The 15,003-nt window shown below is 58.0% G+C and carries 13 protein-coding genes and 1 tRNA gene; 7 read left to right on the forward strand and 7 right to left on the reverse strand.

Annotation, left to right across the window (positions count from 1 at the left end; translation table 11 throughout):
• Nucleotides 1-18 precede the first annotated feature (18 nt).
• Nucleotides 19-1,260 (reverse strand): ABC transporter substrate-binding protein, encoded by a 1,242-nt coding sequence (locus tag AR456_RS20220; protein ID WP_031208103.1) that lies wholly within the window; start codon nt 1,258-1,260, stop codon nt 19-21.
• A 218-nt stretch (nt 1,261-1,478) separates the two neighbouring features.
• Nucleotides 1,479-2,645: a nuclear transport factor 2 family protein gene (locus tag AR456_RS20225; protein ID WP_021819420.1), complete on the reverse strand. Its 1,167-nt coding sequence runs from the start codon at nt 2,643-2,645 to the stop codon at nt 1,479-1,481.
• A 297-nt stretch (nt 2,646-2,942) separates the two neighbouring features.
• Here AR456_RS20225 and AR456_RS20230 point away from each other — a divergent pair, with 297 nt between their 5' ends.
• From AR456_RS20230 to AR456_RS20245, 4 genes are all read left to right on the forward strand, one after another.
• The gene (locus tag AR456_RS20230) at nt 2,943-3,914 is read left to right on the forward strand and encodes a cupin domain-containing protein (protein WP_021819421.1); all 972 of its coding nucleotides are present in this window, start codon (nt 2,943-2,945) and stop codon (nt 3,912-3,914) included.
• The gene (locus AR456_RS20235; protein WP_021819422.1) at nt 3,902-4,621 is read left to right on the forward strand and encodes an alpha/beta fold hydrolase; all 720 of its coding nucleotides are present in this window, start codon (nt 3,902-3,904) and stop codon (nt 4,619-4,621) included. The genes AR456_RS20230 and AR456_RS20235 overlap by 13 nt, the downstream gene beginning before the upstream one ends.
• Nucleotides 4,614-5,975: an amidase gene (locus AR456_RS20240; protein WP_021819423.1), complete on the forward strand. Its 1,362-nt coding sequence runs from the start codon at nt 4,614-4,616 to the stop codon at nt 5,973-5,975. Before AR456_RS20235 ends, AR456_RS20240 begins: the two co-directional genes overlap by 8 nt.
• 202 nt (nt 5,976-6,177) lie before the next feature.
• Complete coding sequence (locus AR456_RS20245; RefSeq protein WP_021819424.1) at nt 6,178-7,254, forward strand: porin; 1,077 nt, start codon at nt 6,178-6,180, stop codon at nt 7,252-7,254.
• A gap of 99 nt (nt 7,255-7,353) precedes the next feature.
• Here the strand turns inward: AR456_RS20245 and AR456_RS20250 are convergent.
• Nucleotides 7,354-7,430 (reverse strand) — tRNA-Arg (locus AR456_RS20250).
• A 274-nt stretch (nt 7,431-7,704) separates the two neighbouring features.
• Between AR456_RS20250 and AR456_RS20255 the strand changes: the two genes are divergently transcribed.
• Nucleotides 7,705-8,631, forward strand: a complete 927-nt coding sequence (locus tag AR456_RS20255) for a c-type cytochrome (RefSeq protein ID WP_021819425.1) — start codon at nt 7,705-7,707, stop codon at nt 8,629-8,631.
• Between the two features lie 112 nt (nt 8,632-8,743).
• On the opposite strand, the gene rep is transcribed toward AR456_RS20255, so the two are convergent.
• The 3 genes from rep to pyrE all read right to left on the reverse strand — a co-directional run bounded on the left by rep (nt 8,744) and on the right by pyrE (nt 12,094).
• Nucleotides 8,744-10,816, reverse strand: coding sequence for a DNA helicase Rep (rep, locus tag AR456_RS20260; protein WP_031208112.1), 2,073 nt, complete (start codon nt 10,814-10,816; stop codon nt 8,744-8,746).
• 2 nt (nt 10,817-10,818) lie between these two features.
• The gene (trmL, locus tag AR456_RS20265) at nt 10,819-11,307 is read right to left on the reverse strand and encodes a tRNA (uridine(34)/cytosine(34)/5-carboxymethylaminomethyluridine(34)-2'-O)-methyltransferase TrmL (RefSeq protein WP_021819427.1); all 489 of its coding nucleotides are present in this window, start codon (nt 11,305-11,307) and stop codon (nt 10,819-10,821) included.
• 88 nt (nt 11,308-11,395) lie between these two features.
• The gene (gene pyrE, locus AR456_RS20270) at nt 11,396-12,094 is read right to left on the reverse strand and encodes an orotate phosphoribosyltransferase (protein ID WP_021819428.1); all 699 of its coding nucleotides are present in this window, start codon (nt 12,092-12,094) and stop codon (nt 11,396-11,398) included.
• Nucleotides 12,095-12,186: 92 nt separating this feature from the next.
• Here pyrE and AR456_RS20275 point away from each other — a divergent pair, with 92 nt between their 5' ends.
• Complete coding sequence (locus AR456_RS20275; RefSeq protein WP_021819429.1) at nt 12,187-12,954, forward strand: exodeoxyribonuclease III; 768 nt, start codon at nt 12,187-12,189, stop codon at nt 12,952-12,954.
• 141 nt (nt 12,955-13,095) lie between these two features.
• Here the strand turns inward: AR456_RS20275 and rph are convergent, their stop codons facing one another.
• Nucleotides 13,096-13,833, reverse strand: coding sequence for a ribonuclease PH (gene rph, locus AR456_RS20280; protein ID WP_021819430.1), 738 nt, complete (start codon nt 13,831-13,833; stop codon nt 13,096-13,098).
• 236 nt (nt 13,834-14,069) lie between these two features.
• Here rph and AR456_RS20285 point away from each other — a divergent pair, with 236 nt between their 5' ends.
• Entirely contained in the window at nt 14,070-14,933 is an 864-nt protein-coding gene (locus tag AR456_RS20285; protein ID WP_021819431.1) for a YicC/YloC family endoribonuclease, read from the forward strand.
• Nucleotides 14,934-15,003 lie beyond the last annotated feature (70 nt).

The raw sequence follows: 15,003 nt of genomic DNA on the forward strand, positions 1-15,003 counted from the left end.
TGATGGTTGACGACCTTTCTAGTCAAGAAAGCCAGATGAACGAGCACTGGTTCGATAAGCCGCCTCAACGTCGGCCAACGCCTGCTCTGCGCTTTCCTGCCCTTGCATGTAATCGGTCAGCTCCGAACCGAGCGCGGCATGCATGAGCCCCATAAAGGGATTCATCGGGTAGGGGCGACCGCCGCTGTTGATGGTATCAAGCACACCTCTTGCACTCTCTGGCGCCTCGTAGCCCTTGATCAGCCATGTCGCGGCATTCGGATGCTCATTGGCGACGCTTGAACGCATGCCATACATCATCGCCCGGAAGCTGGCTTCAGCATCTTCATCCGACACATTCTTCGCGATAGTGAAACCGTCCCACCACAGTGCCGCCGCAGGAATGTCATGCCCTCCCAGGGTAGGAGCAGGCGCAAGTAACGTCGTCCGGCTTATCTCGGGAGCCGCACCATTGGGATCAAGGTGTGAGTTCACCATTGACCCCCACTGATTGATGATCGCGACCTTGCCATCCAGATACAGCTTCTTGAGGTCATCAGCCGTCAGGGTCAGATACTCCGGCGGCATGTATTCCGTCATCTCCTTCATGAGCTCCAGCACTTGAACACCCTCGGAATTATTGATCGTGGGTTCAGCGCTGCCGGGCTCGAAGAACTGACCACCCAGGCTCAGGTAGTTGTTTACAAATTCATTGCCGAGATACCAGCCAGCTTCATAGGCTGCCGCAAGCGGGTACTGCATGATTCCCGCTTCTCTGATGGCACGAGCTGCGTCGAGGACCTCCTGATATGTCCTCGGTGGAGAAATGCCAAGATCGCTCAATATATCGCCGCGCATGAACAGATGCTGGCTGTTGGCCATGAAGGCGATAGCGACAGTCTTGCCGTTGATCTTGATCAGTTGATCAGATTCGAGATTCTGGCCGTATTTCTCAACATATTCATCGAGAGGCCTTACCAAACCCGCAGAAAGCAGAGGTGGCAGCGTATTGGTTGAAACCATCGCAACGCTATAGATAGCGGGATCTATCGTCAGCGCTGAAACCTGAATACTCTTGTGCTCGGTCGTCCTGTTGGTTCTGACATTTACTGTATCGGACGCACAGTGCCTGGCCTCGTTCAAGACGACGCCAAGTGAATCTATATCATTCGACAGCACACGTACCGAGCCGCTTTCAATTCCACATTCGGCAGCAGCAATATTTGAAACGAATATCAGAGGTAATAGGCAAACCGTCGCCAAGGCACATAATCTTGTCATGATTTTATCTCCTTCCAGATCGTGCCGGATCATTCGGGTACTTATATTTTTATGTCTGCCAGAACCTGGTCTGACAATTCTTGTAATCTGAAAAATCTATTAGTCTGAAAATTCCTGTGACCTGACAACTTCTGTATCCAGAAGCGCTTGCCCCGGAGTGTTGTTATCCAGGGACTTCAGGCCGAGCCGATATATCAGCCCGGCGCTGCGCATTTCGTTCAGGGGTCGGCAGGTGCATCTGCCAGTTGAGCGAGCTTGATCTGGACCAGCATCGACAGCTCGTCATAAACAGTCCACTCATCGACAATGCGACCATTCTTGTAATGATAATGGGAAATGCCCATCACCTGGACGCGCTTGCCAGTGGGGTCACCAAAGCTCTCGATGCCACCGTAACCGAGATGATGGCCTTCCATGACCCAGCGAACAGCAACCTTGGTTCCACCCTCGACACAGGGAACGGAGCAGATGTGCTGAGGCTCGAAACGCGCATCAGGAAGCGAGCCCACCAGGCCGATCACTTGATGGGTAACAGCATGAGTGCCGTAGAGTTCTTTCATTAGCGGGCCATGGTACATAGCCGTCGGCGCATAGACTTCACGAATCTTGCCGAACATCTTGCGATTCCAGACATCATGCAGCCACTGCAGTGTTTCTCGCTCGATATCATTGTTGGCAATCGAGAGGTCGGCATGGGTTGCCGGTGGGTACTGACCCAGCATCAGTCCGTTCTCACCAATATCAAGCGCCTTGACGCCCTGCGCGAGCTTGGTGCTGGCAATCTTTTCGGCAAATGCTTGAGGATCGAGACCCAACTGCTGAACGATTGCCATCTGATCCGAGACGACCCACTCACGGTAGATCTTGTTCTCGAAGATCATGCAGTCGGCAACAGTCCTCGACGTGAACGGCTTGCCATTGGCTGGTCCAAAATGACCGTTCTGAGTGTATCGGCCGGACCCGGTAACCAGGTGCGAAGTGTAGAACCCTTCACGGTCATCGCCATTCCAGATCACGTGGGTAGCCATACCACGGCGCTCCGGGAAGCTCACCAACCGCTGGATAGTGTCGCGCACGACATCTTCGCGGTTATACATCGTGCCCATGGTGCCGTAGAGCACACAGTTATTGGTGTAGTGAGTGTAAATAAGCCCTACATCACGCTCGTCCCAGATCTTGTGAGTGCAACGCACGATGTAATCGACGATATCGGTGTAGCAATCATCAAAACCCTTCAGAGACTGCGAGCGCGGACGGCTGTCACTGACCAGGTCCACGAAATCCAGACGCTCGCTCTGCAGCACCTGCTCGCTGAATGCCTGCTTGGGGCGAGACGGAGTGGCCTCCTTCGGAGTCGCGACTGTCTCTTCTTGTTTACTGGCCATGATTCCTTCCAATGTTTGCAAATTTAGACTGGTGTGCCACCGCAAAATGACATGCGATGCATAAGTATGCAAATGCTTTTCCAGCTCTTCTACCAAGGTATTATTCCACCGAGCATCGCCAACAATGATGCTGTACCGGAGGTTGTCAGCAGGTTAGTAGAAGGTTCGCAGCAGGTTTCACAGTAGCTACCCAGAGCCTCACCTCAAGAATTTGTTGAAAAATAATGACTACGTATTCATTCTGAGATGATGCAAGATCAATGCTGTTTGCCAGACAACAAACAAGGAGCACACGCAATGACGCTGAGCCCAGAAGAGATGGAAGCGCGCATCGTCCGCTATGGCGATCTCAAGCCCTGTCGCAGCGCTTTCATCGACGCACACACGCCAGGCTCAAATCAGAAGGAAAATTTCACGATCGTCGGTGGCGGCGTGAGCGAGAGTTCCGACCAGCATGTTCACATCAGTGACACGCCAGGCTTCAACATCGGCGCGGCGGGACAACCACCAAAATGCCTCAACAGCCTTCATACCCATAGCACCGCAGAGGTGTTCTTTGTGCTCAGCGGACGTTGGCGCTTTTTCTGGGGACGCTATGGGGATGCTGGCCAGGTCGTGCTGGAGGAAGGCGATATCATCAATATCCCGACCGGCATCTTCCGCGGCTTCGAGAACATCGGCACCGACTACGGCATGATCATGGCGGTTCTCGGTGGTGACGATGCTGGAGGCGGTGTGGTCTGGGCGCCTCAGGTCATCGAGAACGCAAAAGAGCATGGCCTGGTGCTCGGCGAGAACGGCAAGCTTTATGACACCAAGGCGGGCCAATCGCTGCCGGAAGGCGTCCAGCCGATGCCGCTGCTGACCGAGTCAGAGCTGGCAAGGTACCCGGAGCTCCCGGCAAGCGAAGTGGTACCACACTACGTCGCTCGCTACTGGGATCTGATGGCACTGGCTTCCAACAGCCCCGCCAAGGTCATCGGTGAAAATGCCCTGTTACGTGACAAACCCGGCTTCGAGGTCGAGCTACTGACACGCGGCTCTGTTCCCGCTCAACCCGCCAGTTGCGATCAGCACGAGGTACTGATGGTGATGCGCGGACACTGGAAGCTGAACTGGGAAGGCGGCTCCAGGGTATTGGCCCCGGGTGACACCTGCGCGATCCCCCCACAGTTGGCCTATGCCATCGAACCTGCGATGAGCGGTGAAGCCAGCCTCTACCGGGTACGCTCAACCGATGATCCGGCAGGCCCGACATGGCGAGGCTGAACCCGCCGCGGCGCCTTCCGCTGTTGATGCTGCCCGGTATGATGTGCGACGCACGCATGTTCGGCCCTCAGATGGCTGCGCTCTCCGCTGGGCGCAGCTTGATGGTGCCGGATCTGGGCGGCGAGGAAAGCATCGCGGCACTGGCCAGCAAGGTGCTGGATGAGGCTCCGCCGCGCTTTGCGCTGGCGGGGCTTTCCATGGGCGGGATCGTTGCCATGGAGATTCTCGCCCAACAACCAGAGCGAGTGGCAGGAATGGCGCTCATGAACACCAATCCCCGCGCCGAACTACCGGAAGTGCGCGCAGGTCGCGGGCCACAGATCGAAGCCGCGCGCCAGGGGCAGATGCTCGGCCTGATGGAAGAGCACATGTTTCCGCTCTATAGCGTCGGTGATAACTCCGCAATATCCGATATTGCGCGAGACATGGCGAACTCGCTGGGGGCAGAGGTATTCATTCGCCAGTCTCTTGCACTGCGTGATCGCGAAGATCGCTGCGACGTGCTGCAACAGAGCCATATTCCGACCTTGATCCTCGGCGGGCACAACGACCAGTTATGCCCTCCCGAGCGACATGAGTTCATGGCGTCGCTGATGCCGCATGCAAAATTGGTGATGCTGGCAGAAACGGCTCATCTGTCGACACTGGAGCGGCCGGTGGAAACGTCTGCCGCATTGAACGAATGGCTGGATACGTTGCATGACTGAACTCCTCGACCAGAGCATCCGTGAACAACTGCATGAACTGAACGCAGGGCATACCACGGCACAAGCAATACTGGATGCAACGCTTGATCGGATCCGGGACCGAAATCAGCGACTGCACGCTTATGTTCACATCGACGAAAGCGGAGCCAGAGCGCAGGCCCAACGAATCGATCAATTGCGGGCCGCCGGGCTGGATACAGGGCCACTGGGCGGCATTCCTGTCGCGCTCAAGGACCTGATCGATGCCAAAGGGCAGCCAGGATACTGCGGCTCTCATGCCTTCGACGCAAAAGCGCCAGAGCACGATGCCGAAATCGTTGCCCGGTTGCGAGGGGCCGGAGCCATCATTCTCGGTAAGGTGGCCACCTACGAGTTCGCCTTGAATGGTCCCACCTACGACCAGCCCTATCCGATAGCGCGCAATCCGTGGAACCTTGAGCATATTACCGGAGGCTCATCCTCGGGCAGTGCCTCAGCGGTTGCTGGCGGTACAGTCAGAGCGGCCATCGGAACCGACACCGGAGGCTCAGTCAGGAGCCCGGCAAGCTATTGCGGCATCGTCGGGCTGAAACCCAGTACTGGACTGCTGCCGCTCGATGGCGTCTTTCCGCTCTCGCAATCTCTCGACACCCTTGGCGTGCTGGCAATGTGTGTCGACGATGCCGCCATACTGCTCGATGCCATGTCGGCCCAGCAAGGCCAGAGTGCCGCCGCTAGTCGCATCGACCAACCCGTTTCAGGGCTTACGATCGGCTACGCACGCGACTGGATAACCGACAACCCGAATACCGACCCCGCAGTCATCGACCTGCTTGATGCCGCCGCCTCCAGCCTGTCACTGCTCGGCATGCGCGTAACCCCCATCACCATGCCGGATTACCCCGCCAGCGAAGAGGTCGGGCGCATCATCCTGCTTCAGGAAGCATTTCTGAACCACCAACACCGGCTGGGAACACACGGTCAGGACTATGGCGAAGTAACCCGCGAAGTGTTGATGGAGGGAGCAAGCATCAACCCGACCGAAGTCAGCCAGGCACGTGAGATGGCACAGCGCCTGCGAACCGAGGTTGATGACGTCCTCAACACCAGCGGAATCATCATGACCGCGACCACGCTTGGCCCCGCTCCGCCGCTGGGCAACGGCAAAGCCGTCTGGACCCCGATGCGAACCATACCGTTCAACATTACCGGACACCCCGCCATCAGCATCCCGTGCGGCTTTATTGACGGCTTACCCATCGGCTTGCAACTCATCGGCCGCCACGGCGACGAAGCCAGCCTCTGTCAGATCGCCCATGCCTTCGAACAAAGCACGGCGCACTCCGTTCAGCGCCCACCAACACACACCTATTAACTCAATAATAAACAACGTCAGATTTTTCATCATATATCTGCCCCACTAACAGGAGCCGCCCTACAACAAGATTTCACCATGTACGCCAACACACTCCCACGCTATGACAAATAGCTCTTAGACCTACTCATAAAAATAAGGCCCGTACCCCCGGAAGCACCAGCCTCCGGGGCCTCTAACAAATAAATTTCAAAGGAAAACAATGAAAAACATAACAAAATTCCTGTTAATAGGAAGCATTTCAGTCGCAAGCATGCCTACCGCACTTGCATTTGATCTTTATAAGGATGCTGACACAGAACTATCCTTTAGCGGCCGCCTTCAAGCAAGATATAACACCTATCAAGATGGCAGCAGCATGTGGGATACCGGATCGACTCGCTGGGGGCTTTACGCCAAACAGGGAATCAACGCGGATCTGGAAGTAGTTGCAGGCTCAGAATGGACTGTGACTGCCAATGAAGAGAATTATGATGATGACCCTCATGTGCACCAACGACTTCTTTACGCAGGCCTTGATCATGACAGGTATGGGAAACTGATCTTCGGGCAACAATTGAGCGTAGTTTGGGACGTTGCCTGGTGGACAGACCTGGGGCGTAACTATGGCAGCCGAGCATTCGGCATGTATAACTACGCAGATTTTGGCGAGGTCAGCGGCACAGGTCGTGGTGAGAAAGCTCTAACCTGGCGGAATGAGTTTGGCGATTGGAAGCTAGGGCTTCAGTACCAGGGCAAGCGCTCCGATGCAAAGCTTGCCCCTGGCGTAAAGGCAGATTTAGGGTCAGGTGGGGGAGCATCGCTAAGCTACTCACTAGCTGAGCATGTCGAGGTCGGGGCTGCTTATTATCAAAACCGCTATAACGACACAACTCCTGGTTACGGTATATCCTCAGGTGACGATGCTCAACTATGGCTTGCCGGAATATTGTATCTTGACGATAAATGGCATGCGGCCATGACTCTCGCACAGAACAAGAACTGGGAAGTAGCGGAAAACGGGCAAGTGTTCGACTCTCAAGGGGTTCAAGCTTATCTTTACCACCACTTTGAAAATGGGTTGCGCCCAACATTCAACTACAACTGGCTAGAAGATACTGATGGTCGCAGCGGAGGTGAGAAGCGACATACCTATATCTACGGCCTTGAATATCACTTTATGCGTGAAAAATTCCTGGTGTGGGGAGAGTACCAAAACAACCATGGCACAACATGGAGTGGCTCGAGCTACGAAGATTCAGACGATGAATGGACGGCAGGCATCCGCTATTATTTTTAAGTCTGGATCAATAGAGCAAAAAAAGAGCCTTGCAGCACCAGGATAAAGAAAAACGGCCACCGCGATGATTCGCCAAGTGGCCGTTTTTCATGATGTTTATGGCGCGCCCTAAAGGATTCGAACCTTTGACCTTTGCCTCCGGAGGGCAACGCTCTATCCAGCTGAGCTAAGGGCGCACACGCTCATTTACGAGCGTGGCATATCCTACCCTGCACTCTCCTCACTGTCCACCCAGACAGGCCGGAACCCTGCTCCAGCGTGCATTCGTGCCGGTCTGCGGCGATTGGCGAATTTTCGGGATCCGTAGGTTCTCGCTATACTGCCGGCACTGCACGTCGCCAAGCGAAGGAATAGCGCTACGCTGGCACCAATAACAAAGGGAACTGTGGCGCGACTGCAATCGCTCCAGTTGCCGGAATTCAAATAACTACCGTGACTGAGGTGATTAGAGTGAAATTCAGCAAGCTGATCATCGGGTGCCTTGTCGGTATGGGCCTGGCCTCAGGCCAGGCAATGGCCCAGGACGATGCCGATCACGACGCCATCGCCGAACGCTTGAAGCCCGTCGGTGAGGTCTGCCTTCAGGGCGAGGATTGCGGTACAGCCCAGGCTGCCGCAAGCGACTCCGCCGCCAGTTCCGGTGGGGCAGTTGATGGGGAGGCGATCTACGGCAGCGTCTGCATGGCCTGTCATGACACCGGTGCCGCAGGAGCGCCCAAACGCGGGGAGGAAGCGGATTGGACGGAACGTTCCGCTCAGGGCTTCTCCACGCTGCTGGACCACGCCATCAACGGCCTCAATGCCATGCCCCCGCGTGGTGGCAATCCCAACCTGAGCGATGAGGAGGTACGTGCAGCGCTGGTACATCTCGTCGAATCGGTGATGGAGGTTCCCGCTGCCGAGGAAGCTGCCCCGGCCGAAGAGTCCTCAGCGGAAGCGGCAGATGCAGCTGAGAGTGAAACCGCTGATGCGGCCGCTACGGATGCCGACGCGTCGACATCAGAAGAGTCTGCTGGTGATGAGGCGGCTGCTGACGCCGATAGTGCTGCTGAAGGTACCACCGCCAGTGACGAGGCCACAGCCAGCGAAGCAAGCGGTGATGAGGCTGCGGCAGAAGATGATGGTGCCGAAGCAGCCACTGCGGGCATCGATGGGCAGGCTGTCTATGAGAGCGTGTGCTTCGCCTGTCACGACACCGGCGCCGCCAATGCCCCCAAGCGGGGTGACGCTGCCACCTGGGAACCGCGTATCGCCGAAGGCATGGAAACGCTTTATGACCACGCCATCAATGGCCTGAATGCGATGCCGCCCAAGGGTGGCAATCCAAAGCTTTCCGACGAGGAAGTGAAGGCCGCCGTGGACTACATGGTGCAGTAATGCCGAGCATGCAGGCAGTCGATGGGGCTGCCTGCTTTCCCTCTGGGCACAGCGCTCAGCTTATCCACACCCGCCGTCGATCATCGGCCTGTGGATAAACCGAGCACGTCGATCAATCCAGCAGTGAACGCAGTCCGGCAATCGCGCTCTTGCCGCGTTCCTGCTTGCGCTCCGGGTCTTCACGATCCGCGCGCCCTTCCCACTCCAGATCCTCGGGCGGAAGTTCATCGAGGAAGCGGCTGGGGGTGCAGTCCATCAGTTCACCGAACGCCTTGCGTTGGCGGGCCAGGGTCATGGTCAGCGTCTGGCGGGCACGGGTGATGCCGACGTAGGCCAGGCGACGCTCCTCCTCGACAGTGCCCGCTTCGATGGCATTGCGGTGCGGCAGTAGCTCCTCCTCCAGCCCCATCAGATAGACATGCGGAAACTCGAGGCCCTTGGAGGCGTGCATGGTCAGCAACTGCACGCGGTCGGAGTCGTCTTCCTCGGCCTGCTGTTCGAGGATATCGCGCAATACCAGCCGTGAGATGGCGGCATCGACGCTATCGGTCTCGGTATCTTCGCTGGCGGTGCTCTCGTCCGGATCGGCCTTCATCGATTTCTCGAGCTGGTCGATCAAAATCCAGACGTTGCCCATGCGCTTCTCGGCGATGGTCGGCGCACTGGTGTTCTGGTACAACCAGGCCTCGTAATCCATCTCGCGCATCATGTCGCGGATGGCGGCAATCGCATCACCGCCATCCATGCGCCGGCGCACACCCTCGATAAAGTGGGTGAAGCGTCCCAGGCGCTCGACGGCACGCGCCGGCAGCTGCTCGGCCAGGCCCATCTCCTGGCAAGCGGAAAACAGTGAGACGCTGCGATCGGTGGCATAGTTGGCCAGCTTCTCAAGTGTGTTGGGCCCGATTTCGCGACGCGGCACGTTGACGATGCGCAGGAAGGCGTTGTCATCGGCGGGATTGATCAGCAGCCGCAGGTAGGCCATGGCGTCCTTGATCTCGCCGCGCGAGAAGAACGAGGTGCCACCAGAGAGCTTGTAGGGAATCTGGTAGTGCTGCAGCTTGAGCTCCAGCAGACGCGCCTGAAAGTTGCCGCGATAGAGCACAGCAAAGTCGCGCCACGCAGCTTTCTGCTTGATGCGCCGGGTGAGAATCTCGCTGGCCACGCGCTCGGTTTCGGCTTCCTCGTGGCGGGTGACGACGATGCGAATCGGATCCCCCATGCCCATTTCCGACCATAGTGTCTTGTCGTAGACATGGGGGTTGTTGGCGATCAGGGTATTGGCGGCACGCAGAATGGTGCCGGTGGAGCGATAGTTCTGTTCGAGCTTGACCACGTTGAGGCGCGGGAAGTCCTCCCCCAACGTGACAAGGTTCTCCGGCCGCGCGCCACGCCAGGCGTAGATCGACTGGTCGTCATCGCCAACCACGGTGAAGGTCTGGCGCTCGGACATCAGCATACGCACCAGCATGTACTGGCTGGTGTTGGTGTCCTGGTACTCGTCGACCAACATGTAGTGAATCTTGCGCCGCCAACGCTCCAGAGCCTCGGGGTTATCGCGCAGCAACACCACTGGCAGCAGGATCAGGTCATCGAAGTCGACGGCGTTGTAGGCCTTGAGGTGGCGCACATAGGCCTCGTAGACCCGCGCCGCGAACTGCTCGTCCTCCGAGGAAGCATGCGATAGTGCCTGGCCGGGCTGCACCAGGTCATTCTTCCAGTTGGAGATGATCGACTGCACCTGGTTGATCTGATCGGCGTCGACCTGAGCATCCTTGTTCATCAGGTCGCGCAGCAATGCCTTGACGTCTTCCGGGTCGAACAGCGAGAAGCCCGGCTTGTAGCCGAGCGCCTTGAGCTCACCACGGATGATGTTCAGCCCCAGGGTGTGGAAGGTCGAGACGGTCAGGCCATGGCCTTCACGGCCCTTGAGCATGCCGCTGACCCGCTCCTTCATCTCGCGAGCCGCCTTGTTGGTAAAGGTGACTGCGGCAATACGCCGCGCACTCATGCCGCATTCCTGAATCAGGTAGGCGATCTTGGTGGTGATCACGCTGGTCTTGCCGGAGCCGGCACCGGCCAGCACCAGACAGGGGCCGTCGATATAGCGCACCGCTTCCTGCTGGCGTGGATTGAGCTTGCGCAAGCGCTGGGCGATGGTCGGTGAGATCGGAGAGGAAGGCATGCTCATGATGACGACTCGGTATCCACCTGTGCTGCGCCGGCAAAGCCGAGCTGCCGCCAGGCCTCGAACACGAGGATGGCACAGGCATTGGAGAGATTGAGGCTGCGGCTATCCGGCAACATCGGCAAGCGCAACCGCTGCTCGGGCGGCAGGGCATCAAGCAACGCCTGGGGTAAACCTCGAGTCTCGGGACCAAACACCAGCGCATCTCCCGGCTGATACTGCGGCTGATGGTAGCCGCAGCGCCCGCGCGTCGATACGGCAAAGATTCGTGAAGGTTCTACACTTGTCACAAAAGCGTCCCAATCGGCATGCACCTGCACTCGAGCCCATTCATGGTAATCGAGCCCGGCGCGCCGGAGACGCTTATCATCGAGCTCGAAGCCAAGCGGCTCGATCAAGTGCAGGCGAAAGCCGGTATTGGCACAGAGTCGGATCAAGTTGCCGGTGTTCGGCGGAATTTCGGGCTGATACAGCACCACGTCGAGCATAGCAGAGCAACCCCGTGGCTGACGGACGGCAAATCACCAGGGCAGTGCCCTGGTTGGGCACTGGCAATGGTGATTCATGGAGAGAAGATCAGGTGCGAATGCCGTAGCGATCGCGGTACGCACGGATAGCGTCAGCATACCCCTTGAGGGAATCACCGGCATGGGCTTCCAGCCAGGTGAGGACCTGCTCCAGGTTGACGATACTGATCACCGGCATGCCGTAACGCGCTTCAACCTGCTGGATGGCGCTCAGCTCGCTTTCCTCGCTGGCACGCTCCTGGCGGTCCAGTGCAACCACCACACCGGCAGCCTCAGCCCCGGCAGCCTGGATCAGGCCCATCACTTCGCCGATGGCGGTACCCGCGGTGATCACATCGTCGATAATCAGGATACGCCCTTCGAGCGTCGCGCCGACGATATTTCCGCCTTCGCCATGATCCTTTGCCTCCTTACGATTGAACGCAAAAGGCATATCGCGGTCATGATGATCGGCGAGGGCCACTGCTGTAGTGGCTGCCAGCGAGATACCCTTGTACGCCGGACCAAACAAAACGTCGGCCGACAAGCCGCTGTTGCTGATGGCCTGTGCATAGAATCGCCCAAGGCGAGCGAGAGCACTGCCAGTCTTGAACAACCCGGCATTGAAGAAATAAGGACTCACACGGCCCGACTTGAGGGTGAATTCACCGAAGCCGAGCACGCCCTGCTCGATGGCGAATTCGATGAATTCCCGCTGGTAAGGTTCGAGGCGCGCTGCGCCTGGCTGGTCTGTTGCATTGTCAGCCACGAGGCCTCCTTATCATGTTTATCAATCGGGGCCATTTACCCAAACGTCGAAACGTCGGGTATCATACACGCGCGACGCAAAAGGGACCACGTATGAAAATCGCCAGCATCAATGTCAACGGCATCCGCGAGGCCGTCGGTCGAGGCTTTCTCGACTGGCTTGCCAACCAGGACGCCGACGTTGTCTGCGTCCAGAATCTCAAGGCCAAAAGCTTCGAACTGGACGACAGCATTCTCTACCCGGAAGGCTATGAGGGTTATTTCCTCGATGCCGAAGAAGACGGTTTCTCCGGTGTAGGGATCTACTGCCGCAAGATTCCCAAGGCCATCATGTACGGCCTGGGCTTTCCGCAGTGTGATCATGAGGCCCGCTTCCTGCAGGCGGACTACGATCGTTTCAGCATCGCCAGTTTCCTGATGCCTGACGGTAGTGATCCGGCCGCCAAGCAGGCGTTCATGGCTCAGTATCAGGAATACCTGTCCAAGATGGCTCGCAAACGCCGTGAGTACATCATCTGCGGCACCTGGCACATCGCGCACAAGACCATCGATCTGGCCAACTGGTCGGACAACCAGAGCACACCGGGCTTCAAGCCTGACGAGCGTGCCTGGATGGATCAGGTGTTCGGTCCGACCGGCTTCATCGATACCTTCCGCGAGATCAATCGCGATGGCGATGAATACACCTGGTGGCCGAAGCTGGATTCCGAAGTGCCGCGTACTCGCCAGGAGGGTTGGCGTCTCGATTACCAGATCGTCGGACCCAACTTCCGTCGGCACATCACCGACGCCTGGATCGACTACGATGCCACTTTCTCGGAGTACGCTCCGCTGATCGTCGAGTACGACCTGCCACTGTAAAGCCCGTCCCGTGTCGCCGTCTGGCCCTGGTCCGGGGCCGGATATCGCAACGCCGGCCCCGAATGGAGGCCGGCGTTGTGATTGGGGGCTGCGACGCGTGTCTGCCAGAAAGCTACTGGGCAGAACGTTACGGGCAGCAGGTCACTTGCAGAAACCAAGCGCCTCACGCTGATGGGCAAACAGCTCGGCTCCTGCCTTGTCGGCCAGGTCGAGCATGGCATTGAGCTGCTCGCGCTTGAAGCTGCCGGACTCCGCGGTGCCCTGCACCTCGATCATCTCGCCACTCTCACTCAGCACCACGTTCATGTCGGTGTCGGCGGAGGAGTCTTCCGGGTAGTCAAGGTCAACCACCGGCAGGCCCTTGTACAGCCCCACCGAGATCGAGCTGATCAACTGCTTGAACGGATCGGAACTGATCAGTTTCTCGCGCTGCAGATGACGAATGGCATCAACCAGAGCCACACAGCCGCCTGTAATGGATGCGGTGCGAGTACCACCATCCGCCTGGATCACGTCGCAATCCACGGTGATGGTGAACTCGCCAAGCTTCTTGAGATTTACCGCCGCACGCAGTGAACGGCCGATCAGCCGCTGAATCTCCAGGGTGCGCCCCCCCTGCTTGCCTCGCGCCGCCTCACGGCCGCTCCGGGTGTGGGTTGCTCGTGGCAACATGCCGTACTCAGCCGTGACCCAACCTTGACGCTTGCCGCGCAACCAACGTGGAACGCCCGCCTCGACACTGGCAGTACAGATCACCTTGGTATCACCAAACTCCACCAGCACCGAACCCTCGGCGTGGCGGGTATAATCGCGGGTGATGCGAACTTCACGGCTTTGATCAAAAGCGCGACCGCTGGGACGTCGAATGTCCGAAGACATGGCACCTCTCTCGCTCAATGCCATCGCTGACGACACAGAGCATGAATTTGGGAAATGGGCGCTCATTCTACACGGGATCGCCCCGGAATCGGGTACACTGCGCTTGCGAAATTGGACACATCAATGCCATCAGGGTCTGGAATGAGCTGCACAGTGCACCTGTCAGCCGCTCAACTGTCCGTCGTTCAGCGATCAATTGCTGATCCCCTGCGCACCCTGAATCGAGGAGATATGCCATGGTTCACAGCATGACCGCCTTTGCCCGCCAGCAACACGATGCCGATTGGGGCACGCTACAGCTGGAGCTGCGCTCGGTGAACCAGCGCTATCTGGAACCTCATTTCCGCTTGCCGGAGGCATTGCGCGAGCTGGAATCCAGCTTCCGCGAAACCCTGCGCAACCGCCTGCACCGCGGCAAGGTGGAGTGCACTCTGCGCTTCGAGGCCAGTGAGGCCAACCAGACGTTGTCGGTCAATCAGGAGCGTCTCGCCGCATTGTCCTTCGCCCTCGACGAGGTACGTAGAACATTGCCTGATGCACCCATGCCCAATGCGCTGGCCCTGCTTGACCACCCCGGCGTGCTGCAGAGCTCAGGTCTCGACATGGACGCCATCAAGCAGGCGACCACCACCCTGTTCGACCAGGCACTGAGTGACCTGATCGAGGGTCGTCAACGCGAGGGTGAGAAGCTCAAGAGCCTGATAGAAGAGCGCCTTGCCTCGATCAGCGAATTGGTCGCTGAAGTGCGTGCACGCATGCCGGAAATTCTCCAGCGCCAGCGCACCCAACTCGAAGAGAAGCTGGCTGACCTGAGCGCCGAGCTGGACCCCCAGCGTCTCGAAGCAGAAGTGGTACTGATGGCTCACAAGGCTGATGTCGCCGAAGAGCTCGACCGCCTCGACACCCACGTCACTGAAGTGGCCCGTCAGCTCAAGCAGAAGGGACCCGTCGGCCGCCGCCTCGACTTCCTGATGCAGGAACTCAACCGCGAGGCCAACACCCTGTCATCCAAGTCAGTGGTCGCCGACACCACCCGCTGCGCCGTGGAGCTCAAGGTGCTGATCGAACAGATGCGCGAGCAGATCCAGAATATAGAGTGACGCTTTGTGGCTTATGCCACATCACCAGTTTTCGGGTTGGATTCACAGTCGTACAGCATCCCTCCCCACC

Origin of the sequence: Halomonas huangheensis (genome assembly GCF_001431725.1) — a bacterium.
GTDB classification, from domain to species: domain Bacteria; phylum Pseudomonadota; class Gammaproteobacteria; order Pseudomonadales; family Halomonadaceae; genus Halomonas; species Halomonas huangheensis.

Excerpts from the sequence above, each read along its gene's own strand:
- AR456_RS20220 (WP_031208103.1), bottom strand. The coding sequence starts at position 1,260 with ATGACAAGATTATGTGCCTTGGCGACGGTTTGCCTATTACCTCTGATA.
- AR456_RS20225 (WP_021819420.1), bottom strand. The coding sequence starts at position 2,645 with ATGGCCAGTAAACAAGAAGAGACAGTCGCGACTCCGAAGGAGGCCACT.
- AR456_RS20230 (WP_021819421.1), top strand. The coding sequence starts at position 2,943 with ATGACGCTGAGCCCAGAAGAGATGGAAGCGCGCATCGTCCGCTATGGC.
- AR456_RS20235 (WP_021819422.1), top strand. The coding sequence starts at position 3,902 with ATGGCGAGGCTGAACCCGCCGCGGCGCCTTCCGCTGTTGATGCTGCCC.
- AR456_RS20240 (WP_021819423.1), top strand. The coding sequence starts at position 4,614 with ATGACTGAACTCCTCGACCAGAGCATCCGTGAACAACTGCATGAACTG.
- AR456_RS20245 (WP_021819424.1), top strand. The coding sequence starts at position 6,178 with ATGAAAAACATAACAAAATTCCTGTTAATAGGAAGCATTTCAGTCGCA.
- rep (WP_031208112.1), bottom strand. The coding sequence starts at position 10,816 with ATGCCTTCCTCTCCGATCTCACCGACCATCGCCCAGCGCTTGCGCAAG.
- trmL (WP_021819427.1), bottom strand. The coding sequence starts at position 11,307 with ATGCTCGACGTGGTGCTGTATCAGCCCGAAATTCCGCCGAACACCGGC.
- AR456_RS20275 (WP_021819429.1), top strand. The coding sequence starts at position 12,187 with ATGAAAATCGCCAGCATCAATGTCAACGGCATCCGCGAGGCCGTCGGT.
- rph (WP_021819430.1), bottom strand. The coding sequence starts at position 13,833 with ATGTCTTCGGACATTCGACGTCCCAGCGGTCGCGCTTTTGATCAAAGC.
- AR456_RS20285 (WP_021819431.1), top strand. The coding sequence starts at position 14,070 with ATGGTTCACAGCATGACCGCCTTTGCCCGCCAGCAACACGATGCCGAT.